This is a genomic window from Blastococcus sp. SYSU DS0616, from assembly GCF_054051015.1.
Window position 1 is genome coordinate 106,810 of record NZ_JBJHAJ010000013.1, and the last position, 23,721, is coordinate 130,530.

Consider the following 23,721-nt stretch of genomic DNA (forward strand, 5'->3'; position numbering starts at 1 on the left):
GCAGCCCGGGATGAGACGGATCCGGGGCGAGTCGTCACACCTCGTGGTGAGAATGTGACCAGTGAGTCCCGAGGGTTCGGTGCGATTCGGCACCGCCGACACGCCGACCCGGAGAGGGTGCTTGTAGCGCCGTTCGGCACACACCTAACTTCATCCCCGTCGACCGAGTTGACATAACTGTAAGGCTGAACTTGAGGATGAGGGTCCAGTTGGGGAGCGCCGCATGACACCTCCGCACAACTATCTAGCGGTCATCAAGGTCGTCGGCATCGGCGGCGGCGGGGTGAACGCGGTCAATCGCATGATCGAAGTCGGCCTCAAGGGGGTCGAATTCATCGCGATCAACACCGATGCGCAGGCGCTGCTGATGAGCGACGCCGACGTCAAGCTCGACGTCGGCCGCGAGCTCACCCGCGGGCTCGGCGCGGGCGCGCAGCCCGACGTCGGCCGGCAGGCCGCCGAGGACCACCGCGAGGAGATCGAGGAGGTCCTCAAGGGCGCCGACATGGTCTTCGTGACCGCGGGGGAGGGCGGCGGCACCGGCACCGGTGGCGCGCCCGTCGTCGCCTCGATCGCCCGCAAGCTCGGTGCGCTGACGATCGGCGTCGTGACCCGTCCCTTCGCGTTCGAGGGCAAGCGTCGCGCCGTGCAGGCCGAGTCGGGCATCGAGGAGCTGCGCAACGAGTGCGACACGCTCATCGTCATCCCGAACGACCGGCTGCTGCAGCTGGGCGACCGGAACGTGAGCGTCATGGACGCCTTCCGCACCGCCGACCAGGTGCTGCTCTCCGGTGTCCAGGGCATCACCGACCTGATCACCACGCCCGGCCTGATCAACCTGGACTTCGCCGACGTCAAGTCGGTCATGTCCGGCGCGGGCTCGGCGCTCATGGGGATCGGCAGCGCACGCGGTGACAACCGCGCCCTGCTGGCGGCGGAACAGGCGATCGCCTCGCCGCTGCTGGAGGCGTCGATGGAGGGCGCCCACGGCGTCCTGCTGTCGATCTCGGGCGGGTCGGACCTCGGTCTGTTCGAGATCAACGAGGCCGCCTCGCTGGTCTCCGATGCCGCGCACCCGGACGCCAACATCATCTTCGGCGCGGTCATCGACGACGCGCTCGGGGACGAGGTCCGGGTCACCGTGATCGCCGCGGGCTTCGACGGCGGCCGGCCCAACACGCGCTCGGACGGGGCCGCGGTGACCAGTGCGGTCCAGGCACCGGTGTCCACCGGCGGCGCCTCGCCGTTCGCGGCGCCCCGTCGGCCGGTGGCTGCCCCGCCGGTCGCCAGCGCCCCGCCGCCCGCCGCGGCGCCGGCACCCGCCCCGGCCCCGGCCGCCCCGCCGGCCACCGGTGAGCGGCTCGCCCAGCAGGCGCCGTCGGGCTCCGCGGGCCGGCCGGCTGCGGGGGGCGGGCTGACCGTGCCGCCGCTGCCGCCCATCCCGGGGCCGGCCGCGAACGGCCGTCGGCCGCTGTCCAACGAGGACTTCGAGGAGGAGCTGGACATCCCGGAGTTCCTCAAGGGTTGAGGACCCCCTCGCCCCCCGCGCCTCGCACGCTCGCCGCGGGGCCCTGCGAGGGGGCCTTCCAGAGGGGGCCAGGGCAGTAGGCTCACGTTCCGATGCCTACGAATCCGGCCGCTCCGTCGGCGGTGCGACCCCGCAGGGTCGTCACCGACCGGCGGGGCGGCCGTTCCCGCTCTCCGTACGACTCCTTCAACCTGGGGTCCCACGTCGGTGACGATCCCGGGGACGTCGCGGCCAACCGGGCCCGCGTGGCCCGGGAACTCGGCGTGCCGCAGGGCCACCTGGTGTGGATGGACCAGGTCCACGGCAGCGGCGTGGCCGTCGTCGACGGGCCGCAGGACCGGCCGGTCGCCGCCACCGACGCCCTGGTCACCGCCACCCCGGGGCTGGTGCTCGCCGTGCTGGCCGCCGACTGCGTGCCCGTGCTGCTGGCCGACCACGAGACGGGTGTCGTCGCGGCCGTGCACGCCGGCCGCGAGGGCGTCCGGCAGGGGGTGCTGCCCGCGGCGCTGTCGGCGATGGCGAGCCTGGGCGCCCGTGCCCGGCACGTGACCGCCCTGCTCGGCCCCGCGGTCTGCGGTGCCTGCTACGAGGTGCCCGAGGCGATGCAGGCCGACGTCGCGCGGGTCGCACCGGCGGCCGCGGTCCGCACCCGCTCGGGCACCCCCGGGCTCGATCTCCGGGCCGGGGTGAAGGAGGTCCTCCGCCGCGCCGGAATCCCGGAGGTGGTGCAGGACCCGCGCTGCACCGTCGAGGACCCCACCCTCTTCTCCCACCGGCGCGACGGCGTCACCGGCCGCCAGGCCGGGCTGGTCTGGCTGGCATGAGGACCCCCGTGCCCCCCGTCGCTCGCCGGCTCGCGGCGGGCCCCTGCGCGGGGGCCGGTCGCTGGGAGGACACTCCAGGACGTGAGCTCGCTCGCTGAGAACCTGCGCGCGGTGCGCGCCCGCATCGACCGCGCCGCCCGGGCCGCCGGGCGCGACCCCGCGACCGTCTCCCTCCTCGCGGTGAGCAAGACCTGGCCCGCGGACGACGTGCGCGCGCTGGCCGCGCTCGGCCAGCGGGACTTCGGCGAGAACCGCGTGCAGGAGCTGCTGGGGAAGGCCGCGGCGCTCGCCGACGTGGAGCTGCGGTGGCACGTCGTCGGCCAGCTGCAGCGCAACAAGGCCGCCGCGGTGGCCCGGACCGGGGCGGTCGTCCACTCGCTGGACCGAGCCGCCCTGGCCGCGACGCTGGACCGCGCCGGCCAGGAGGCCGGCCGGCCGGTGGACGTGCTCGTGCAGGTGGACCTCGGCGGGCCCGAGGGCCGGCTCGCCGCGCGTGGCGGGGCGCGCCCGGAGGAGGTCCCCGCGCTCGCCGACCTCGTCGCGTCGGCGCCGGGGCTGCGGCTGCGCGGGCTCATGGCCGTGGCTCCCCGGGGCGAGCGACCGGCCCCCGCGTTCGCCCGGCTGGCCGCCCTGGCCGACCGCCTGCGCGCCGACCACCCGCAGGCGGTGGAGGTTTCCGCGGGCATGAGCGCCGACCTGGAGGAGGCGGTCGCGGCGGGCGCGACGATCGTGCGTGTCGGAACCGCCTTGTTCGGTGCCCGCCCCCTACCCTGCGGTGAGTTCGAGGAACACCAGCCACGCGAGTCACAGCAGTCACACGAGCCGCTCGAGCACCGGGCGGACGGGGACGATGTGACGACGACCGTGCAGACGCGACGCTGAGGACACCAGCAGAGGGGGAGGTCCGATGGCCGGAACCATGCGGAGGATGGGGATCTACCTGGGGCTCGTCGAGGACGACGACCCCCGCGGCTACGGCCGGTACGACGCCCGCCCGTCGGACGAGCTCGACCGCGACCGTCGCTACGGCCGCTACGAGGAGGACCGCTACGGCGAGGGCTACGCCGATCGCGGCTACGCCGATGACGACGACTACGCCGACGGGTACGCCGACGACGAGCCCGCTCCCGCCGAGGTCCCCGCGGCCCGCGACCCCGAGCCCATCTCGGTGCGTCGCATCCAGGCCCGCCCGCTCGGCCTCGCGCCGGTCGGCGCCGGGTCCGGGTCGACCGGCGCCCGCGCGCTGAGCACCACCAGCGGCCCCGTCGCCGCGGCCGGCCTGGCCGTCCGCGAGCCGGTGGCGGCCCCCGAGCCCGAGCCGGAGGCGGCGCCCGCACCCGCGGCCAAGAGCTACCAGGTCGTCACGCTGCACCCGCGCACGTACAACGAGGCGCGCACCATCGGGGAGCGCTTCCGCGACGGCATGCCGGTCATCATGAACCTGACCGAGATGGACGACGCCGACGCCAAGCGGCTCGTCGACTTCGCTGCGGGCCTGAGCTTCGGACTGCGCGGTAGTATCGAGCGCGTCACGGCGAAGGTCTTCCTGCTCAGTCCGCAGGATGTCGCCGTCACCGCTGAGGACAAGGCGAAGATCCGCGAGGGCGGGTTCTCCGACAAGTCCTGAGCGGCGTGGAGTGGAGTCGGCACCCGGGGGTGCCCTGATCGAGCGGGGCCCGTGTCTCTTTTCTGGCAGATCGTCTCGTCGGTGCTGCTCGTCTTCCTCATCCTGCTCTTCGCGCGCTTCGTCGTCGACTGGGTGATGGTGCTGGCGCGCAGCTGGCGGCCCTCGGGCGCCGTCGCGGCCGGACTCGAGATCGTCTACTCCACCACCGACCCGCCGTTGCGGGCGGTGCGGAAGGTGATCCCGCCGCTGAACCTGGGGTCCATCCGACTGGACCTCGGGTTTATGGTGCTGCTGATCGCCGTGGTGGTTCTCCGGAACGTCACGCTCGCACTCGCATGACCGCTGAAACCCCCCGGGTCAGTGCCGTCGGACGGTGGCGCTCCGCCGCCGGTCCCACCACGTACCTGTTCCCGCCGTCCGACCTGAGGTGACCTGCGATGCCACTCACGCCTGCCGACGTGCACAACGTCGTCTTCAAGAAGCCGCCCATCGGCAAGCGGGGCTACGACGAGGACGAGGTCGACGCGTTCCTCGACGTCGTGGAGGCCGAGCTGGCCCGCCTGATCGAGGAGAACAACGAGCTGCGCTCCAGCGTGGGCCGTGCCGGCGCCCGCGCGGAGGAGCGGCCCGAGCCGCCGGCTCCCGCCCCCGCACCGCCGGCCGCCCCGGCGCCGCCGCCGGTCCAGCAGCCCCGGGAGGACGACAGCGCCCGGGCCTCGCGCATGCTCGCGCTGGCCACCGAGACCGCTGACCGCTACGTCAACGAGGCCAAGACCCAGGCCGAGCAGATGCTCAGCGGCGCCAAGACCAACAGCGAACGGCTGATGAGCGACGCGCGCGCCAAGAGCGAGCAGATGGTCGCCGAGGCCAAGCACCGCGCCGACTCCATGATCGGCGACGCGCGGACCCGCGCGGAGACGGTCGAGCGGGAGGCCCGCGCCAAGGCCGCCGCGCTCGACCAGGACGCCGAGCGCCGGCACATCGAGGTCATGGGCAGCCTCGAGGAGAAGCGCAGCAGCCTGGAGCGCAAGATCGAGGAGCTGCGCACGTTCGAGCGCGAGTACCGCACCCGGCTGCGGTCCTACCTCGAGTCGCACCTGCGCGACCTCGACAGCCGCGGCTCCGCTGAGCCCGCCAGCGCGGGCCGGCAGAACCAGCACGCCAGCGCCTGAGAAAGGCCCCCTCCTCCCCACCCCTCGCACGCTCGGGGCGGGACCCGGGAGGGGGTCGAAGGCCCCGGACCCCACGGTCCGGGGCCTTCGTCATGTCCGGGGGCGCGCGGCCGGCAGCGCGCGGTCGCCCTCGCCCCACGGCGAGGGCCCCGGACCGATCCGGTCCGGGGCCCTCGGTGCAGCGGGGGAGAGGGGCTCAGCCCTTGACGCTCCCGGCCAGCAGGCCGCGGACGAAGTAGCGCTGCAGGGCGAGGAACACGATGAGCGGGACGATCATCGAGACGAACGCGCCCGCCGCGAGCAGGAACCAGTCCGAGCCGCGGGAGCCCGCCAGCTCCGCCACCCGCACCGTCAGCGGCGCCACGTCCGAGCTGCCGCCGGCGAAGGTGAGGCCGACCAGCAGGTCGTTCCACACCCACAGGAACTGGAAGACGCCGAACGCGGCGATGGCCGGCGTGAGCAGCGGCAGCAGCACCTGGAAGAAGATCTTCACGTGCCCGGCGCCGTCCATCCGGGCCGCCTCGACGAGCGACGCCGGGATCTCCTTCATGAAGTTGTGCAGCAGGAAGATCGCCAGGGGGAGCGCGAAGATCGAGTGGGCGAGCCACACGGTCCAGAACGAGCCGGCGATGTCCGCGTCGACGAAGAGCCGCAGCAGCGGGATGAGGGTCACCTGCAGCGGAACCACCTGCAGGGCGAACACCGCGACGAAGAGCATGTTGCTGCCGCGGAACGGGATCCACGCGAAGGCGTAGGACGCCAGCAGCGCCAGGCTGATGGGGATCACCACGGCGGGCAGCGTGATGACGACCGAGTTGACGAAGAGCTGGGCGAAGTTGGTGCTACCCCCGTAGAGGACCTCGTTGTAGTTGTCGAGGGTGAACTCGGGGTTGCTGAACGCCGTCCACCAGCCGGAGCGGCGGATGTCGATCTCCGGGCGGAACGAGGTGATCAGCAGCCCGAGCGTCGGCACCGTCCAGAGCACCGCGATCACGATCGCGATGATCGAGGCTGCCGGGGAGCTCAGCTTCTTCTTCGCGGCGGCCGAGCGCCGTCCCGGGCGGCCGAGCTTGCGGTCCTCGGGCGGAGCGGGCGCCATCACCGGCACGGTGGTGGTCATCGGATCTCCTCGGCCAGCCGCAGCTGGCGGACGTTGTAGGCGATGATCGGGATCACGAGGATGAACAGCAGCACCGCGAGCGCGGCCCCGAGGCCGAAGTTGAACTGGCGGAAGGACTGCGTGTAGAACTCGTTGGCCACCACGCTGGTGCCGAAGTTGCCGCCGGTCATCGTGCGCACCACGTCGAAGACCTTGAGCGAGACGATCGCGACGGTGGTCAGCACCACGACGAGCGCCGGCCGGATGCTCGGCACCGTGATGTGACGGAACATCTGCAGCCCGGTCACCCCGTCCAGTCGCGCGGCCTCGACCACGTCGTCGGGGATGGCCTTGATCGCCGCCGACAGCACCGTCATCGCGAAGCCGGCCTGGATCCACACCATGACGGCGATCAGGTAGAAGGTGTTGGACGGCTGGTTGAGCAGGAACTGCTGCGGTTCGATGCCCACGAGCGTCAGCAACTGGTTGAGCAGGCCGATCTGGTTCACGCCCGGCTGGTCGGGGCGGAACTCGTACATGAACTTCCAGATCACCCCGGCGCCGACCATGGAGATCGCCATGGGCAGGAAGACCAGCGCCTTGGCCAGCGACTCGAAGCGGGTGCGGTCGACCAGATAGGCGTAGACCAGCCCGAGGCCGGTGGTGAGCAGCGGCACCAGGACCACCCACAGGACGGTGTTGCGCAGCACCGTCTGGAAGTTGTCCTCGGTGAAGACGGTGACGTAGTTGTCCCAGCCGACGAACTGCGAGGTGTCCCGGTTGTAGAAGGAGGCGCGGATCGTCTCCACCGCCGGGTACACGAGGCCGACCAGGAGCATGAGGAGCGTCGGGCCGAGGAAGCCGGCGACGACCACCCAGGTGGGCACCCGCTTCGGCCGGTCGACGGCGAACAGGATGCCGCCCATCACGAGCACGAACAGGACGATGGCGACCGCCATCAGGGCGAACTTGTGCCCCGTGGTGGTGGCGTCGAGGAACCACTGCACTGCGCGCGACCTCTCCCGCGGCGGCGGAGGCCGGGGGACCGCAGGGCACTGCGATCCCCCGGCGTCCGGGGTGGGTGGGGGCCCGGTCAGCCGTGCGGCCGACCGGCCCCCGTGGTGGAGTGCGTCAGGACGCCGGCCAGGCGTTCTCGACGTCGGTCAGGACGGCCTCGGTGGGCTTGTCGTTGGCGATCCAGTTGGTCAGCTCCGTCCAGAGCCGGCCGGCACCGATCTCGCCGGGCAGCAGGTCCGAGCCGTCGAAGCGGAACACCGACTCGGGGTCCTGGAACAGCTCCGCCGACAGCTGGTCGATCGGCGACTCCAGGTTGTCGATCTCCAGACCGGTGTTGGCGCTGACCCAGCCGGGCCCGGAGACCTGGGCCTTGACGTTGGCCCAGTCGGCCGTCGACAGGTAGGTCTGCAGGGCCTGGGTGGCCGGGCGGTCGTTGAAGGCCGCGACGAACTCGCCACCGCCCAGGACCGGGGCCGAGTCCCCGTCGATGGGCGGCAGCGGGAAGGCGAAGACGTCGCCGTCCTCACCGATCTCGGTGCCCTCGGGCCAGTTGGCCTGGTAGAACGACGCCGCGCGGTGCATCCAGCAGGTGCCCTCGAGGATCGGGTTGCCCGCATCGGTCCACTCGGTGGAGGCGATCGACTGCACCCCGCCGAAGCCGCCGTTGACGAAGTCCTCGTTCTTCAGGATGTCGCCGACGGTGTTCAGTGCCTCGACGACCGCGGGGTCGTTGAACGGGATCTCGTGGTTGACCCACTGGTCGTAGACCTCGGGGCCGGCCGTGCGGAGGAGGACGTCCTCCAACCAGTCGGTGGCCGGCCAGCCGGTGGCCTCGCCGGAGCCGATGCCCGCGCACCACGGCTTCGCGCCGGTGGCGGCGATCTCCTCGGACAGGGCGATCATCTCGTCCCAGGTCTCGGGGATCTCGTACCCGGCCTCCTCGAACATCGAGGGGGAGTACCAGACGAAGGACTTGGCGTTGGCGCCGAGCGGAGCGGCGTAGAAGGTGTCGTCGACGGTGCCGTACTCCTTCCAGCTCTCGTCCCAGTACTCGTCGACGTTCTGCCCCACCTGGGCCGGGGGCTCGACCACGTCACCGGAGTCGACCAGGTTCGCCAGCAGGCCGGGCTGCGGGATGAAGGCCAGGTCGGGGGCGTTGCCGCTCTGGGTGCGGACGACGAGCTGCGCCTCGAACTCGCGCGAGCCCTCGTACTGCACGTCGACGCCCGTGCACTCCTCGAACGGCACGTAGGAGTCGATGTGCGGCTGGTCCTCGGGGGCGACGATGGAGCTGTAGACGCTGACGGTCTCACCCTCCAGGTCGCCGAACTCCTCGTAGGGCGCGCAGTCGATCTCCAGGTCGGCCGCGGCCTGGCTGCCGCCGCCGCCACCTCCGCCGGACGTCTCGTCGGCGCCGCACCCGGTGAGCAGGAGCGTCAGCCCCACCCCGCCGGCCAGGGCTGCTGCGCCGCGGCCTCTCGCACGCTTGGTCATGTGGTCCCCTCCAGACTCCTGCGGCTTCGTCGCCGCATCGTGTGACTCCGTGCCCGGCACCCGCTGGCGGGTGCGGCCGCTCACATCCGTCGGCGACCCTAGCCGCGCGGCAAGCCCCCGGCGGCCACGGTCCCGTAACGGTTGCGCAACCTCCGAGCGGTAGTGGCCCGTTCGTCGGTGCTGTGTCCGGGAGCATATGGGAGCGCTCCCACGCTGTCCCGTCGTCAGCGCACGATCGGGGGAGGAATCGCGACCCCGGGGGTGACCCGGACGGGGACGACGGCGCGGGCCTGGTGGTCGTACCGGCCCCCGGCGTGCCAGAGTGACGACACCGCTCGGCGCAGGAAGGGACCCATGGCCGCCATCACGTACGACCACGCCACGCTCGTCTACCCCGGGGCGGAGCACCCGTCGGTCGATGCGCTGGACCTCCAGATCGCCGACGGCGAGTTCCTGGTCCTGGTCGGCCCGTCGGGCTGCGGCAAGTCGACGTCGCTGCGGATGCTGGCCGGGCTGGAGGAGGTCACCGACGGCAGGATCCTGGTCGGCGACCGCGACGTCACGCACCTGCCGCCGAAGGACCGGGACATCGCGATGGTGTTCCAGAACTACGCGCTGTACCCGCACATGACGGTCGCCGAGAACATGGGCTTCGCCCTGAAGATCGCCGGCGTCTCCAAGGAGGAGCGGCAGACCCGGGTCCAGGAGGCCGCGCGCATCCTCGACCTCGAGCCCTACCTCGACCGGAAGCCCAAGGCGCTGTCGGGCGGGCAGCGGCAGCGGGTGGCGATGGGGCGGGCGATCGTGCGCCAGCCGCAGGTGTTCCTCATGGACGAGCCGCTGTCCAACCTCGACGCCAAGCTGCGCGTGCAGACCCGTACCGAGATCGCCGCGCTCCAGCGCCGGCTCGGCGTCACCACGGTCTACGTCACCCACGACCAGGTCGAGGCCATGACGATGGGCGACCGGGTCGCGGTGCTCAACGCGGGGGTGCTCCAGCAGGTCGACACCCCCCGCAACCTGTACGACGCGCCGGCCAACGTGTTCGTCGCGGGCTTCATCGGCTCACCGGCCATGAACCTCGTGCCCGTGACGCTGACCGAGGGCGGCGCCCGCGTGGGCGAGCACCCGGTGCCGCTGCCCCGGGAGGCGCTGTCGGCGCTCGCCCACGAGGGCGGCACCACCGCCACCCTGGGCTTCCGGCCGGAGTCGGTCGAGTTCGTGGGCGCCGGGGAGGGCATCCCGGTCGAGGTCCTCATCGTGGAGGAGCTCGGCTCGGACGCCTTCGCGTACGGCCGGCTCGCCACGGGGCAGACCGGCGGCGACGACGAGCAGGTGGTGCTCCGGGCCGACCCCCGCCGCCCGCCGCAGAAGGGCGACGTCGTGCACGTGGCGATCCGCCCGGGAGAGGCGCACCTCTTCTCCGCACAGACCGGGCTGCGGGTCACCCAGGCCCCCGGCTGACCCTCGCGGCACGGCGCGCGGCGGGCGCCCGTCGGACGGCGCGCCCTACAGTCCAGCTGTGATCGTGATCGCCGCAGTGCTCCTGCTGCTGGGCCTCGGGCTCTTCATCGGCGGGCTGCTCACCGGCACCACCGCCCTGTACTGGGGCTGCGTGGCCGCCTGCGTCGTGGCCGCGGGCGTCCTGGTCGTGGCCCGGCGGCAGATCGCGGAGCGGACGGCTCCCACGACCACGGCTCCCACGACCACGGCTCCCACGACCACGGCCGCCGCCGACGCCGCCCCGGCGGCGACCGGGCCCGACCTCTCGACCGGCGCGACCGCCGTCCCGCCCGCGGACCCGTCGGCCGTCGCCGAGCCGGTGGCGGGCGGGGAGCAGCCGGCGGGGGGGAGCGAGCGGCCCCCGTCGGGAGCGGGCCGCGCCCGGGGTGCCGCACCCGAGGCCGGGGAGCCGCCGGTCGAGGAGGTCGAGGTCACCGATCTGCTGATCGTCGTGGACCTCACCGACGACGTCCTGGTGGTCGACGAGCACCCGCGGTACCACGTCCCCGGCTGTCTCCACCTCCAGGGCCACGAGCCCATCCCGCTGCCGTTGGACGAGGCGCGCACCGACGGGTTCACCCCGTGCGGGGCGTGCCGCCCGGACCGCACGCTCGCCGACCGGGCCCGCGCCCGCAGGGGCAGCGGCGCCTGAGCCGCTGCCCCGCCCGCTCCCCGGCGAGCGGGGCGGACAGCTACGAGCCGGCCCTGGCCACCCAGAAGCGCGAGCCCTCCGGACCTTCGACGCCCTCGCCCGCCCCGGCGGTGCCGGCGTGCACGGCGACGGCGAGCACCTCGCCGGCCAGCTGCTCCTCGTGCTCGGTGAGCGCCTGCGCCATGGCGCCGTCGGCGGTCCAGAACAGCTCGATCCGGTCGCTGACCTCCAGCCCACCGGCCTTGCGCGCCTCCTGCACCAGCCGGACCGCCTCACGGAACAGCCCGGCCCGCTCCAGCTCTGGGGTGAGCGTGAGGTCCAGCGCCACCGTCAGGCCCCCGGCGCTGGCGACGGTCCAGCCCTCGCGCGGGGTCTCGGTGACCACCAGGTCGCCCTCCTCGAGCGGCACGGGGGAGCCGTCGACCTCCACGCTCGCGGTGCCGGCCCGGTAGGCCGCCACCAGGCTGGGGGCGTCGGCAGCGGCGACCGCCTTGGCCACCGCCTGCACCTGCTTGCCCAGGCGGCGCCCCACGGCGCGGAAGTCGATCTTGACGTTGACGTCGACCAGGTCGCCGCCGACCGCGGCGAGCTCGAGCACCTCCGCCACGTTGAGCTCGTCGGCCACCTCGGCGACCAGGTCGCGGGGGAGCGCCCCCCACCCCGGCGCGGCCACGACGGCGCGGGCCAGCGGCTGCCGGGTGCGAACCCTGGCGGAGGTCCGGGCCGAGCGCCCCTGCTCCACCAGGCGGCGCACCAGTGCCATCTGCTCGACCAGGGCGCCGTCCAGCGCGTCCTCGTCGACGGCCGGCCAGGAGGCCAGGTGCACCGAGTCCGGCGCCTCCGAGCCGCCCAGGCCCGGGACGACGGCGCGGGTCCACACCTCGTCGGTGACGAACGGCGTGAAGGGGGCCATCAGGCGGCTCAGGCCGTCGAGCACCTCGTGCAGCGTGCCCAGGGCGGAGGCGTCGCCGTCCCAGAAGCGGCGCCGCGACCGCCGCACGTACCAGTTGGAGAGGTCGTCGACGAACTGGGCGAGGAGCCGGCCGGCGCCCTGGGTGTCGAAGTCCTCCAGGGCCGCCGTCACGTCGCGGGTCACCGCGGCCAGCTCCGCGAGGGCCCACCGGTCCAGCAGCGGGCGCTCGGCGCGGGCGGGCGCGGGCGCGGTGGCGGGGTCCCAGCCGTTGGTCTCGGCGTAGAGAGTGAAGAAGCTGGCGGTGTTCCAGTAGGTGAGCAGGACCTTGCGGACCACCTCGGACAGCGTCTCGTGGCCGACCCGGCGGGCGGACCAGGGCGAGCCGCCGGCCAGCATGAACCAGCGGACGGCGTCGGCGCCGTGCCGGTCCATCAGCGGGATCGGCTCGAGGATGTTGCCCAGGTGCTTGCTCATCTTGCGGCCGTCCTCGGCCAGGATGTGGCCCAGGCACAGCACGTTCTCGTACGAGCTCTGCCCGAACACCAGCGTGCCGACGGCCATGAGCGAGTAGAACCAGCCGCGGGTCTGGTCGATGGCCTCGGCGATGAACTGCGCCGGGTAGGCGGCCTCGAAGCGCTCCTGGTTGCGGTGCGGTGCCCCCCACTGGGCGAAGGGCATCGAGCCGGAGTCGTACCAGGCGTCGATGACCTGCGGCACCCGCCGGTAGGTGCCCGCCTCGCCCTCCCGCGTGAAGGTGATCTCGTCGATGAACGGCCGGTGCGGGTCGAGGTCGGAGAGGTCACGGCCGGTCAGCTCCGACAGCTCGGCCAGGGACTCGACGACGACGATGCGCGACGGGTCCTCGTCGTTGCGCCACACCGGCAGCGGGGTGCCCCAGTACCGGTCGCGCGACAGCGCCCAGTCGACGTTGTTGTTCAGCCAGTCGCCGTAGCGGCCGGTCTTGATGTTCTCGGGGTACCAGCGGGTCTTCTCGTTCTCGGCGAGCAGCTGGTCCTTGATCGCGCTGGTGCGGATGTACCAGGACGGCTGGGCGTAGTACATGAGCGGCGTGTGGCAGCGCCAGCAGTGCGGATAGCTGTGCTCGTACCGGATCTCCCGGAACAGCACGCCGCGGGCCTGCAGGTCCTCGACCAGCGCCGCGTCGGCCGCCTTGAAGAAGTGCCCGCCGACCAGCGGGATCTCGGCCAGGAAGTGCCCGGTCGCGTCGATCGGGTTGACCACCGGCAGCCCGTAGCCGCGGCAGACCGCGAGGTCGTCGGCGCCGAAGGCGGGGGACTGGTGCACCAGGCCGGTGCCGTCGTCGGTGGTCACGTAGTCGGCGAGCACCACGTAGTGGGCGTCCCCGTCGGGGAACTCCACCAGCTCGAACGGTCGCCGGTAGTGCGTGCGCTCCCAGTCGCGGCCGGGGGCGCTACCGAGCACCTCGACGTCCTCACCGAGGACGGCGGCCACCAGCGGCTCGGCCACGACGACCGGCACGTCGTCGCTACCGGCGGCGCGGGCGACGACGTAGGTGACCTCCGGGTGCACGGCGACGGCGGTGTTGCTGGGGAGCGTCCACGGCGTCGTCGTCCAGATCAGCAGGTCGGCCCGGCCGGCCCACTCGCCGTCGAGGACCGGCAGCCGCACGTACACCGACGGGTCGGTGATGGTCTCGTACCCCTGGGCGACCTCGTGGTCGGAGAGGCCGGTGCCGCAGCGCGGGCAGTACGGGGCCACCCGGTGGTCCTCGACCAGCAGGCCCTTCTCGAAGACCTGCTTGAGCGACCACCAGACGCTCTGGACGTACGCCGGGTCCATCGTCCAGTAGGCGGTGGACATGTCGACCCAGTAGCCCATGCGCCGGGTCAGCTCGGTGAAGGCGTCGACGTGCCGCTCCACCGAGGCCCGGCAGCGGGCGTTGAACTCGGCGATGCCGAACCGCTCGATGTCCGGCTTGCCGGCGAAGCCCAGCTCCTGCTCCACCGCGATCTCCACGGGCAGGCCGTGGCAGTCCCACCCGGCCCGGCGGGGCACGTGCCAGCCCTGCATCGTCTTGAACCGCGGGAAGACGTCCTTGAACGCGCGCGCCTCGATGTGGTGGGTGCCGGGGCGGCCGTTCGCCGTCGGCGGGCCCTCGTAGAAGTTCCACTGCGGGCGGCCCTGCGAGGCCTCCAGCGACCGGTCGAAGACCTTCTCGCTCTCCCAGCGCTCCAGGATGCCGCGCTCCAGGGCGGGGAGGTCGACCTGCGGGGGCAGCGCGGAGAAGGGGCCGGGTGAGGTCACGGGCACCATCATCCCCGACCCGGGCGGGGGGGGGGGGGGGGGGGGGGGGGCCGGGGGGGGGCCGGGCCCCCCCCCCCCCCCCCCCCCCCCCCCCCCCCCCCCCCCCCCCCCCCCCCGGGCCACCACCGGGGGGAGCCCGCCCCCGCCGTACGGGAGACTGACCGCATGCGGAGCGGCCGAGGGTGAACGCGACCGTCACCGTCGCGCTGGCCCTCGGGGCGCTCGTCGTGCTGGTCGCCGCGGTCGCGCTCCGGCTGGCCGACCGCGTGGGCCTGCCGAGCCTGCTGCTGTACCTGGCCCTCGGCCTGGCCATCGGTGAGAGCGGGCTGGGCGTGCGCTTCGACGACGCCGAGCTGACCCAGACCCTCGGCGTGGCCGCGCTGGTCGTCATCCTCGCCGAGGGTGGGCTGACCACCCGCTGGGCGGACGTGCGGCGGGCGGTGGGGCCGGGGCTGACCCTCGCCACCGTCGGGGTGGCGGTGAGCGTCGGCATCACCGCGGCCTTCGCCGTCTGGTTGCTCGACGCCTCGTGGGGCTTCGCCCTGCTCCTGGCGGCGGTGGTCGGGTCCACCGACGCGGCCGCGGTCTTCGGGGCCCTGCGGCGGCTGCCCCTGCCCCGTCGGCTGGCGGCCTCCATCGAGGCGGAGAGCGGGCTCAACGACGCCCCGGCGATCCTCCTGGTCACCACCCTCGCCGCGTACCTCACCGGCGCCGGCCCGGGAGCGTGGTGGCTCATCGTGCTGCAGGTCGTGGGCCAGCTGATCGGGGGGGCCCTGATCGGCGTGGCGCTCGGGGTCGGCGGGGCGGCGCTGCTGCGCCGGGTCGCCCTTCCGCTGGCCGGCTTCTACCCGCTGGCGATCCTGGCGCTGTGCGTGCTCGCCTTCGCCACGGCCACGCTCGCGGCCACCTCGGGCATCGTCGCGGTGTACCTGTGCGGGCTGGTGATGGGCAACGCGGCCCTCCCGCACCGCGCCGCGAGCATCGGCTTCGCCGAGGGCATGGCCACCCTCGCCCAGATCGGGCTGTTCGTCCTGCTCGGGTTGCTCGCCTCGCCGTCCCGGCTGGCCGACGCCCTGCTCCCGGCGCTCGTGGTCGGCGGGGCGCTGCTGCTGGTCGCCCGGCCGGTGTCGGTGGTGCTGAGCCTGGCGTGGTTCCGGATGCCGTGGCGGCAGCAGGCCTTCGTCTCCTGGGCGGGCCTGCGCGGAGCCGTCCCCATCGTGCTCGCCACCTTCCCCGTCACCGCCGGGGTCACCGGCGCGGCCGGCATCTTCGACACCGTCTTCGTGCTGGTCGTCGTCTTCACCCTCGTGCAGGGCTGGTCCCTGCCCTGGGTGGCGCGACGGCTGCGGATCGCGGCCCCGGTCACGCCGCGCGACGTGGAGGTGGAGGCGGCCCCGCTGGAGACGCTGGACGCCGACCTGCTGCAGCTGACCGTGCCGGACGGGTCGCGCCTGCACGGCGTCTACCTGCCGGAGCTGCGGCTGCCCGAGGACGCCGCGGTGGTGCTCATCGTGCGCGAGGGCCGGGCGTTCGTGCCCGACCGGAACACCCGGCTGATGCGGGGCGACCAGGCGCTGCTGGTGTCGGCGCGCGCATCCCGGGCGGAGGCCGAGCGGCGGCTGCGTGCGGTCAGCCGCGCCGGCCGGCTCGCCATGTGGCGGGGTGAGACCGGCCGCGCCGGCGATGCGGACTGAAAGAGGACCTCCTGCCCCCCAACGCTCGCGGGCTCGCGGTGGGCCCCTGCAGGAGGCCGTTCCAGCACGTCACCGGACCCTCGGGCCCCCTAGGCGTGGCATCGTGGCACCCAGACCCTGTCTTTCCCCCGGAGCGCGCCATGAGGTACCTCTTCCGGCCACCGGCCACCGACGCGACCGGGCTGCTGTCGCTGCCGTGGCACCAGCCGCTGGAGGAGTGGGACGACGCCCTGCTGCTCGACGTCCCCTCGCGCGGCATCTCGCGGCACGTGGTGCGCTTCGTCGCGCTCGAGGGCCGGGTCTACGCGCTGAAGGAGATCGACGAGCGGCTGGCCCGGCACGAGTACGCCCTGCTGGCCCAGTTCGAGAGCGAGGGCCTGCCGGCGGTCTCGGTGCTCGGCATCTGCGTCGACCGGCCCGACGAGCAGCCGGCCGTGCTGGTCACCCGGTACCTCGAGTACTCGATGTCCTACCGCTGGCTGTTCTCCGGGCCACGCGGAGCCCAGTCGGCCGAACAGCTGCTCGACACGATGGTCGTGCTGCTGGTGCGGCTGCACCTCGCCGGCGTCTTCTGGGGCGACTGCTCGCTGTCCAACACCCTCTTCCGGCTGGACGCCGGCACCTTCGCCGCCTACCTGGTCGACGCCGAGACCGTCGAACGCCACCCGCGGCTGTCGCCCGGCCAGCGCCGCTACGACGTCGACCTGGCCCGCGAGCGGGTCGGCGCGGAGCTGCTGGACCTGCAGTACGGCGGGCTGCTGCCCGAGGGCATCGACCCGATCGAGGTGGCCGACAGCCTGCCGCGGCGCTACGAGTCGCTGTGGGAGGAGGTCACCCGCGAGGAGGTCTTCCGCACCGACGAGCAGCGCTACCGGGTGGCCGAGCGGCTGCAGCGGCTCAACGAGCTCGGCTTCGACGTCGGCGAGGTCGAGCTGCGCACGACCGACGAGGGCACCCGGCTGCGCGTCGAGACCCGGGTCGCCGAGCCCGGGCACAACCGGCGCGAGCTGTTCCGGCTGACCGGCCTGGAGGTGCGGGAACGCCAGGCGCAGCGGCTGCTCAACGACGTCCGCGCCTTCCGCGCCTACCTGGAGCAGAAGTCCGGTCACCCGGTGCCCGAGACGATCGCCGGCCACCGCTGGCTGGGGGAGGTCTACCAGCCCGTGGTCGACGCCATCCCCGAGCACCTGCGCGGCCGGCTGGAGCCGGCCGAGGTCTTCCACGAGGTCCTCGAGCACCGGTGGTTCCTGTCCGAGAAGGCCGGGCGGGACGTCGGGACGACGAAGGCCGCGCGCTCCTACTTCGAGACGGTGCTGCCCGGCACCCCGCAGGAGCTGACCACGCCGTCGGTCATCGCCGGGCGCCCGTAGCCCGGTAGGGCAGTCCACCACGGCACGGCACGGCCCGGCCCCGTCGCGGGTCGATGCCGTCCGGGCCGTTCGAATTGACACCCTTTGTGGCCTGTATCACGCTCCGAGGACCGTCGTGATCTCGGTCGGGTGGACGCCAACGGAGGCGAGGACTGATGCCGAACGCTCCTGGTCAGAAGCGCCAGAGGAGAAAGGCAGCGAGCGCCACGGCCTCGCTCGTCGCGGTCGCCGCTCTGACGGCCTGTGGGAGCGATGCGGGCAGCGACTCGACACTCACCTGGTACACCAATCCCGACTCGGGTGGGCAGGCGGAGATCGCCGCGCGCTGCACGGAGGAAGCGGGGGGCGCCTACACCATCGAGACGGCGCAGCTGCCCCGCGAGTCCTCGCAGCAGCGGGAGCAGCTGATCCGGCGGCTGGCGGCGGAGGACGACTCGATCGACCTGATGAGCCTGGACCCGCCCTACATCCCCGAGTTCGCCCAAGCCGGCTTCCTGGCCCCCGTGCCCGAGGACGTCGCCGAGCGGGTTACCGAGGGGGTCGTGCAGAGCGCGATCGAAGGGTCGACCTGGGACGACGAGCTGGTCGCCGTGCCGTTCTGGGCCAACACCCAGCTGCTCTGGTACAAGCAGTCGGCGGCGGAGGCCGCCGGGCTCGACATGGACGAGCCGGTCACCTGGGCCCAACTGGTCGCCGCAGCCCAGGAGCAGGGCACGCAGATCGCCGCGCAGGGCATTCGCGCCGAGGCGCTCACGGTCTGGATCAACGCGCTCATCGAGGGGGCGGGTGGCTCGATCATCGCGGAGACCGCCGAGAACCCGGAGGACATCCAGCTCGGACTCGAGTCCGAGGCCGCCGTGGAGGCGGCCGAGGCGATGAAGTCGGTAGCGACCGTCGGTGGCCCGGCCTTCTCCACCGCCGGTGAGGACGCCAACGTGACGGACTTCGAAGACGGCGACGCGGCGTTCATGGTCAACTGGCCGTTCGTCTGGCCCCGGGCGCTGGCCGCCGTCGAGGCGGGCACGCTCGACCCGTCCGTGCCCGAGGACTACGGGTGGGCGCGCTACCCGCGGACCGTCGAGGACGAGGAGAGCCGGCCCCCCTACGGCGGCATCAACATCGGCGTCGGCGCCTTCAGCCAGAACACGGACCTGGCCTACCAGGCCGCCGAGTGCATCGTCTCCGAGGAGAACCAGACCTACTACTTCCTCACCAACGGCAACCCGGCGGCCCTGGCGTCGGTCTACGACGACCCCGAGGTGCTCGAGGAGTTCCCGCAGGCCCCGCTCATCCGGGAGTCGCTGGAGGCGGCCGCGCCCCGGCCGCAGACCGTCTACTACAGCGAGGTCTCCGGGGCGTTGCAGCGGGTGTACCACCCGGCGAGCGCCGTCGACCCCGGCCGCACCGGCCAGGCAGCCGCCGACCTCATCGAGGCCGTCCTGGCAGGGGAGGAACTGCTGTGACTCAGACCACGCTCCCGCCGGTCAAGAAGACCGAACCGGTCTCGACGCCCAAACGGGGGCTCAGCGACCGGTCGCGCAGCGAGCGGAAGCTCGGTTGGCTGCTGGCCGGCCCGGCGTTCGTGGTGATGCTGGCGGTGACCGCCTACCCCATCGTGCAGGCGGTCTACGAGTCGCTGTTCTCCTACCGGCTCACCGACCCGACCAACCGTTCGTTCAACGGGCTGAACAACTACTGGGTGATCCTCACCGATCCCATCTGGTGGCAGGCCATCTGGGTCACCGTCTTCATCACGGTGGTCACCGTCGCGGTCGAGCTGGTGCTCGGCTTCGGGCTCGCCATGGTGATGGCCAAGGCGCTCAGCCACATCCGGCCGGTGGTGCGTGCGGCCATCCTCATCCCGTACGCGGTGATCACCGTGGTCTCTGCTTTCGCCTGGCAGTTCGCGTTCGACATCAACACCGGCTTCGTGAACTCCTGGTTCGCCTGGATCCCCGGGGTCACCGAGAACACCGACTGGTTCGGCGACAGGTGGCAGTCCCTGTTGGTCATCTGCCTGGCGGAGATCTGGAAGACCACCCCGTTCATCTCCCTCCTGCTGTTGGCAGGTCTGGCGCAGGTGCCAGAGGTGCTGCAGGAGGCGGCGAAGGTCGACGGCGCCACGTGGTGGCAGCGGCTGTGGCGGGTGACGATCCCGAACATGAAGGCGGCGATCATGGTCGCCCTGCTGTTCCGGAGCCTGGACGCGTTCCGGGTCTTCGACAGCATCTTCATCATGACCGGTGGTGCCAACGGCACCGAATCGGTGTCGTTCCTCGCGTACCGGCAGACGATCGCACGATTGGAGATCGGGCTGGGATCGGCGGTGTCGGTGCTGCTGTTCCTCGTGGTGGTGCTGATCGCTTTCACCTTCATCAAGGCGTTCAAGGTCGATCTGGCCTCGACGCGGGGGGAGTGACAATGTCTGCTCGGAAAAAGATCATGTGGTGGATCGGTGGCGCGATCATCGTCGTCTACGCGCTGTTCCCGATCGCCTGGATCATCTCCATCTCGCTGAAGGCCCCGTCGGACATCGCCAACGGTCAGTTCCTGCCGACCAGCGTCTCCTGGGGCAACTACGAGACGGTCCTGACCGGAGACGCGAGCGAACTGTTCCTGCCCGCGCTGCGCAATTCGTTCGGAATCTGCCTGATCGCCACGGCCATCTCCTGCCTGCTGGCGATGTTCGCCGCCTACGCGATCGCCCGGTTGGACTTCCCGGGCAAGAAGGTGATCCTCTCCACGGCGCTGGCGGTGGCGATCTTCCCGGTCATCTCGATCGTGACGCCACTGTTCAACGTGTGGCGGCAGATCGGTCTCTACGACACCTGGCCCGGCCTGATCCTCCCGTACCTGTCGCTGACGCTGCCCATCTCGATCTGGACGATGTCGGCCTTCTTCCGGGAGATCCCGTGGGAGATGGAGCAGGCCGCCCAGGTCGACGGCGCCACGACGTGGCAGGCGTTCCGCAAGGTGATCGTGCCGTTGGCCGCTCCCGGGGTGTTCACCACGGCGATCATCGCGTTCTTCATCGCCTGGAACGACTTCGTCTACGGAATCGTCCTGACCTCCACCGAGGCGGCCCGGCCGGTGCCGGCAGCGCTCGGCCTGTTCAGCGGCGCCTCCCAGTTCGAGGACCCGACGGGCGCGATCGCGGCGGCTGCTCTGATCGTCACCATCCCGGTCGTCGTCCTCGTGCTCCTCTTCCAGCGGCGCATCGTCGCCGGTCTCACCAACGGCGCGGTCAAGGGCTGACCGTCATGATCCCCACCCGCTCCACCGCATCGACCTCCCGAGAGGACGAACACTGATGGCCTCCATCGAGATGAAGAACATCGTCAAGGAGTACGGCGACGGGTTCCAGGCCGTCAACGACGTGAGCCTGGACATCGCCGATGGGGAGTTCATGATCCTCGTCGGCCCCTCCGGCTGCGGGAAGTCGACGCTGCTGCGGATGATCGTCGGCCTCGAGGACATCACCAGCGGCGACATGATCATCGGCGGTAAGCGGGTCAACGACCTGGCGCCGCGCGACCGCAACCTGTCGATGGTGTTCCAGAACTACGCGCTGTACCCGCACATGACGGTTTTCGAGAACATCGCCTTCCCGCTACGGCTGGCGAAGATGCCCGATGACGAGGTGCGTCGCCGGGTGGACGAGGCCTCGGACGTGCTGGAGCTCAAGGAGCACCTGGAGCGCAAGCCTGCCAACCTCTCGGGTGGTCAGCGGCAGCGCGTCGCGATGGGCCGGGCCATCGTCCGGCAGGCCGAGGCGTTCCTCTTCGACGAGCCGCTGTCGAACCTCGACGCCAAGCTCCGCGGTCAGATGCGCACCGAGATCTCGCGGCTGCAGCGCCGGCTGGGGATCACCACCGTCTACGTCACCCACGACCAGACCGAGGCCATGACCCTCGGCGACCGGGTCTGCGTCCTGCGCAAGGGCCAGATCCAGCAGGTCGCGTCGCCGCGCGAGCTGTACGAGCAGCCGGTCAACCTCTTCGTGGCCGGATTCATCGGGTCGCCCCCGATGAACTTCCTGCCGGCGACGCCCGAGGGCAACACGCTGAAGACGCCGTTCGGGACGATCGAGCTGGACGCCGGCCGCGCCGCCAAGGTGGCCGGCCGCGAGCTGCTGCTGGTCGGCATCCGGCCGGAGTACTTCGAGGACGCCTCCTTGGTCGACGAGGCCAAGCGCCCGCTCGGCTCGACGTTCCGGGCGCGGGTCGACGTCACCGAGTGGCTGGGGGACTCGCAGTACGCCTACATCCCGTACGAGGCCCCGGAGTCGATCAAGACCCAGCTGCGCGAGCTGTCCAAGGAGCTGGACTCCGAGGAGCTGCGCACCCAGGCCATCGTCTCCATCGACGCGACCAGCCGGATCCGGGAGGGCCGGGAGGCGGAGTTCTGGCTGGACAGCCGCAAGGTGCACGTCTTCGACCCGGAGACCGGGGAGAACCTGACCCGGGACGCGGAGGCCGGGGCCGAGCTCACCCGGATGGCGGCACAGGACCGCGTCGAGCAGCTCGAGGGCTCGCAGGCGCAGGCGGGCAGTGGGCCCGAGGGCGGTGCACCCGTGCGCGGGGCGCAGGTGGGTGGGGCCACGGCGGCCTCGGCCTGAGGAAGAACCACCCTTCCCCCCACGCCTCGCAGGCTCGGCGCGGGACCCTGAAGGGCGGCCGTTCCAGCACCTCACCAGGCTCGGAGATGGCGACGATGGGGTGGGACACGTGGTGGCGGAACGCCGTGGTCTACGAGGTGTACCTGCGGAGCTTCGCCGATTCCGACGGGGACGGGATCGGCGATCTCGGCGGCCTGCGCCGCCGGTTGCCCTACCTCGCCGAGCTCGGCGTCGACGCCCTGTGGATCACTCCCTGGTACCCCTCGCCCATGGCCGACGGCGGGTACGACGTCGCCGACTACTGCGACATCGATCCGCGCTTCGGCACGCTCGCGGACGCCGATGCGTTCCTCGCTGAAGCCCACGGGCTCGGGCTGCGCGTCATCACCGACCTGGTCCCCAACCACACCTCCGACCAGCACCCGTGGTTCCGTGCGGCCCTGGCCGCCGGGCCCGGCGCGCCCGAGCGGAGCAGATACTTCTTCCGCGACGGCCGGTCAGGCGGCTCCACGCCGCCCAACGACTGGATCAGCGCCTTCGGCGGCCCCGCCTGGACCCGGGTGCGCGAACCCGACGGTTCGCCGGGGCAGTGGTACCTGCACCTGTTCGCCCCGGAGCAGCCCGACCTCGACTGGGACCACCCCGGTGTCCGGGACGACTTCGACGCCATCCTGAGGTTCTGGTTCGACCGGGGGATCGACGGGATCCGGGTCGACGCCGCGCCGGCGATGGCAAAGGTGCCCGGCCTGCCCGACGCCGGCCACCGCCCAGGAGCCCTGTTCGAGTCCCGCACCTGGGTGGGCAACCCGCACTGGGACGTCGACGCGGTGCACGACATCCTCCGTCGCTGGCGGCGGATCGGGGACGGCTACGAGGGCGGTCGGCTGTTCGTCACCGAAGCCGTGGTCAACGGACCCGAGCGGCTCAGCCGCTACGTGCGGCCGGACGAGATGCACACCAGTTTCAACTTCGACTACCTCGCCTGCCCGTGGGACGCGCGCCGGCTGCGCGCCGTGATCGACGCCAGCCTGGCCGCCCTCGAACCGGTAGGGGCGCCGGCCACCTGGGTGCTGTCCAGCCATGACGAGACCCGGCACGTGACCCGCTTCGGCCGCGCCCGGAGCGCGGCGGCCACCATGGGCTTCGACACCGGTGCGCCGGCCGCGGACCTGGACGTCGGGCTCCGCCGGGCCCGCGCGGCCGCGCTGCTCACCCTTGCCCTGCCCGGCTCCGCCTACGTCTACCAGGGCGAGGAGCTCGGCCTGGCCGAGGTGGAGGACCTGCCGGAGGAGGTGCTGCAGGATCCGACCTGGCAACGGTCCGGCCGCACCGCCCGGGGTCGTGACGGGTGCCGCGTCCCCCTGCCGTGGTCGGGTGACCGCCCCCCGTTCGGGTTCACCGGCGACGATGTCGACCCCTGGCTGCCGCAGCCCGCGGAGTGGGCGCGCGTCACCGTCGCCGCGCAACTGGTGGACCCGACGTCGACCCTCTCCCTTTACCGCGCGGCGCTCGACCTCCGCCAGCGCGTCCCGGGCCTGGGCAGCGGGGACTTCTCCTGGTGCCGGTCCGCCTCCGGCGTCCTCGCCTTCGACCGCGGACCGGCGTTCCGGTGTGTGGTGAACCTGTCGGACGAGCCGCTGGACCTGCGCGGTGCGGGCCGCCGTCTCCTGTCCAGCGAGCCCTGCGCAGACCTGCTGCCCCCGGACACCGCGGTCTGGCTCGAACTCGGCGCCACGTAGGCAGCCTTCCCCGCGGCTATCGTCGTCGGGGGGGGGGGGGGGGGGGGGGGGCGGGGCCCCCCCCCCCCCCCCCCCCCCCCCCCCCCCCCCCGCCGCACATCGCTACGACGGCCGGCGGGGTCAGGCCTCCGGGGCCGGCGCGAGGACGACGTCCACGGTGAGCTCACCCTCGCCCGGGCGCACGC

Annotated in this window: 19 protein-coding genes; 15 read left to right on the top strand and 4 right to left on the bottom strand. The window is 72.4% G+C overall.

Translation table 11 applies throughout. The features are described 5' to 3' along the window. Nucleotides 1-223 precede the first annotated feature (223 nt). The 6 genes from ftsZ to wag31 all read left to right on the top strand — a co-directional run bounded on the left by ftsZ (nucleotide 224) and on the right by wag31 (nucleotide 5,151). The gene (gene ftsZ / locus ACI79K_RS11915) at nucleotides 224-1,528 is read left to right on the top strand and encodes a cell division protein FtsZ (protein WP_456589460.1); all 1,305 of its coding nucleotides are present in this window, start codon (nucleotides 224-226) and stop codon (nucleotides 1,526-1,528) included. A gap of 92 nt (nucleotides 1,529-1,620) precedes the next feature. Beyond that, nucleotides 1,621-2,352, top strand: a complete 732-nt coding sequence (gene pgeF, locus ACI79K_RS11920; protein ID WP_456599784.1) for a peptidoglycan editing factor PgeF — start codon at nucleotides 1,621-1,623, stop codon at nucleotides 2,350-2,352. A gap of 81 nt (nucleotides 2,353-2,433) precedes the next feature. Further along, entirely contained in the window at nucleotides 2,434-3,234 is an 801-nt protein-coding gene (locus tag ACI79K_RS11925) for a YggS family pyridoxal phosphate-dependent enzyme (protein ID WP_456599785.1), read from the top strand. Between the two features lie 46 nt (nucleotides 3,235-3,280). Then, complete coding sequence (locus ACI79K_RS11930) at nucleotides 3,281-3,979, top strand: cell division protein SepF (RefSeq protein ID WP_456599786.1); 699 nt, start codon at nucleotides 3,281-3,283, stop codon at nucleotides 3,977-3,979. Nucleotides 3,980-4,030: 51 nt separating this feature from the next. Further along, nucleotides 4,031-4,318, top strand: a complete 288-nt coding sequence (locus ACI79K_RS11935) for a YggT family protein (protein ID WP_456589456.1) — start codon at nucleotides 4,031-4,033, stop codon at nucleotides 4,316-4,318. A gap of 98 nt (nucleotides 4,319-4,416) precedes the next feature. Then, nucleotides 4,417-5,151 (top strand): DivIVA-like cell division protein Wag31, encoded by a 735-nt coding sequence (gene wag31, locus ACI79K_RS11940; protein ID WP_456589455.1) that lies wholly within the window; start codon nucleotides 4,417-4,419, stop codon nucleotides 5,149-5,151. 196 nt (nucleotides 5,152-5,347) lie between these two features. Here wag31 and ACI79K_RS11945 read toward each other — a convergent pair whose 3' ends face one another. From ACI79K_RS11945 to ACI79K_RS11955, 3 genes are all read right to left on the bottom strand, one after another. Next, the gene (locus ACI79K_RS11945; protein WP_456589454.1) at nucleotides 5,348-6,271 is read right to left on the bottom strand and encodes a carbohydrate ABC transporter permease; all 924 of its coding nucleotides are present in this window, start codon (nucleotides 6,269-6,271) and stop codon (nucleotides 5,348-5,350) included. Continuing rightward, nucleotides 6,268-7,257, bottom strand: coding sequence for a carbohydrate ABC transporter permease (locus ACI79K_RS11950; RefSeq protein WP_456599787.1), 990 nt, complete (start codon nucleotides 7,255-7,257; stop codon nucleotides 6,268-6,270). Before ACI79K_RS11950 ends, ACI79K_RS11945 begins: the two co-directional genes overlap by 4 nt. A gap of 124 nt (nucleotides 7,258-7,381) precedes the next feature. Beyond that, nucleotides 7,382-8,761, bottom strand: a complete 1,380-nt coding sequence (locus ACI79K_RS11955) for an ABC transporter substrate-binding protein (protein ID WP_456599788.1) — start codon at nucleotides 8,759-8,761, stop codon at nucleotides 7,382-7,384. Nucleotides 8,762-9,115: 354 nt separating this feature from the next. Between ACI79K_RS11955 and ACI79K_RS11960 the strand changes: the two genes are divergently transcribed. Both ACI79K_RS11960 and ACI79K_RS11965 read left to right on the top strand, forming a co-directional pair. Beyond that, on the top strand, nucleotides 9,116-10,225 hold the full coding sequence (locus ACI79K_RS11960) for an ABC transporter ATP-binding protein (RefSeq protein WP_456589451.1): 1,110 nt from the start codon (nucleotides 9,116-9,118) through the stop codon (nucleotides 10,223-10,225). Nucleotides 10,226-10,283: 58 nt separating this feature from the next. Next, on the top strand, nucleotides 10,284-10,916 hold the full coding sequence (locus tag ACI79K_RS11965; RefSeq protein WP_456599789.1) for a hypothetical protein: 633 nt from the start codon (nucleotides 10,284-10,286) through the stop codon (nucleotides 10,914-10,916). A gap of 40 nt (nucleotides 10,917-10,956) precedes the next feature. Here the strand turns inward: ACI79K_RS11965 and ileS are convergent, their stop codons facing one another. Next, nucleotides 10,957-14,124: an isoleucine--tRNA ligase gene (ileS, locus tag ACI79K_RS11970; RefSeq protein ID WP_456599791.1), complete on the bottom strand. Its 3,168-nt coding sequence runs from the start codon at nucleotides 14,122-14,124 to the stop codon at nucleotides 10,957-10,959. A gap of 173 nt (nucleotides 14,125-14,297) precedes the next feature. Between ileS and ACI79K_RS11975 the strand changes: the two genes are divergently transcribed. The 7 genes from ACI79K_RS11975 to ACI79K_RS12005 all read left to right on the top strand — a co-directional run bounded on the left by ACI79K_RS11975 (nucleotide 14,298) and on the right by ACI79K_RS12005 (nucleotide 23,536). Beyond that, on the top strand, nucleotides 14,298-15,809 hold the full coding sequence (locus ACI79K_RS11975) for a potassium/proton antiporter (protein WP_456599790.1): 1,512 nt from the start codon (nucleotides 14,298-14,300) through the stop codon (nucleotides 15,807-15,809). A 140-nt stretch (nucleotides 15,810-15,949) separates the two neighbouring features. After that, on the top strand, nucleotides 15,950-17,179 hold the full coding sequence (locus ACI79K_RS11980) for a DUF4032 domain-containing protein (protein WP_456588745.1): 1,230 nt from the start codon (nucleotides 15,950-15,952) through the stop codon (nucleotides 17,177-17,179). 155 nt (nucleotides 17,180-17,334) lie between these two features. Next, entirely contained in the window at nucleotides 17,335-18,642 is a 1,308-nt protein-coding gene (locus tag ACI79K_RS11985; RefSeq protein ID WP_456588744.1) for an extracellular solute-binding protein, read from the top strand. Beyond that, nucleotides 18,639-19,598 (top strand): carbohydrate ABC transporter permease, encoded by a 960-nt coding sequence (locus ACI79K_RS11990; RefSeq protein WP_456588743.1) that lies wholly within the window; start codon nucleotides 18,639-18,641, stop codon nucleotides 19,596-19,598. Before ACI79K_RS11985 ends, ACI79K_RS11990 begins: the two co-directional genes overlap by 4 nt. 2 nt (nucleotides 19,599-19,600) lie before the next feature. After that, complete coding sequence (locus ACI79K_RS11995; protein ID WP_456588742.1) at nucleotides 19,601-20,434, top strand: carbohydrate ABC transporter permease; 834 nt, start codon at nucleotides 19,601-19,603, stop codon at nucleotides 20,432-20,434. A gap of 55 nt (nucleotides 20,435-20,489) precedes the next feature. Then, complete coding sequence (locus ACI79K_RS12000; RefSeq protein WP_456588741.1) at nucleotides 20,490-21,797, top strand: ABC transporter ATP-binding protein; 1,308 nt, start codon at nucleotides 20,490-20,492, stop codon at nucleotides 21,795-21,797. Between the two features lie 86 nt (nucleotides 21,798-21,883). Then, entirely contained in the window at nucleotides 21,884-23,536 is a 1,653-nt protein-coding gene (locus ACI79K_RS12005) for a glycoside hydrolase family 13 protein (protein WP_456588740.1), read from the top strand. The last annotated feature ends 185 nt before the right edge of the window (nucleotides 23,537-23,721 follow it).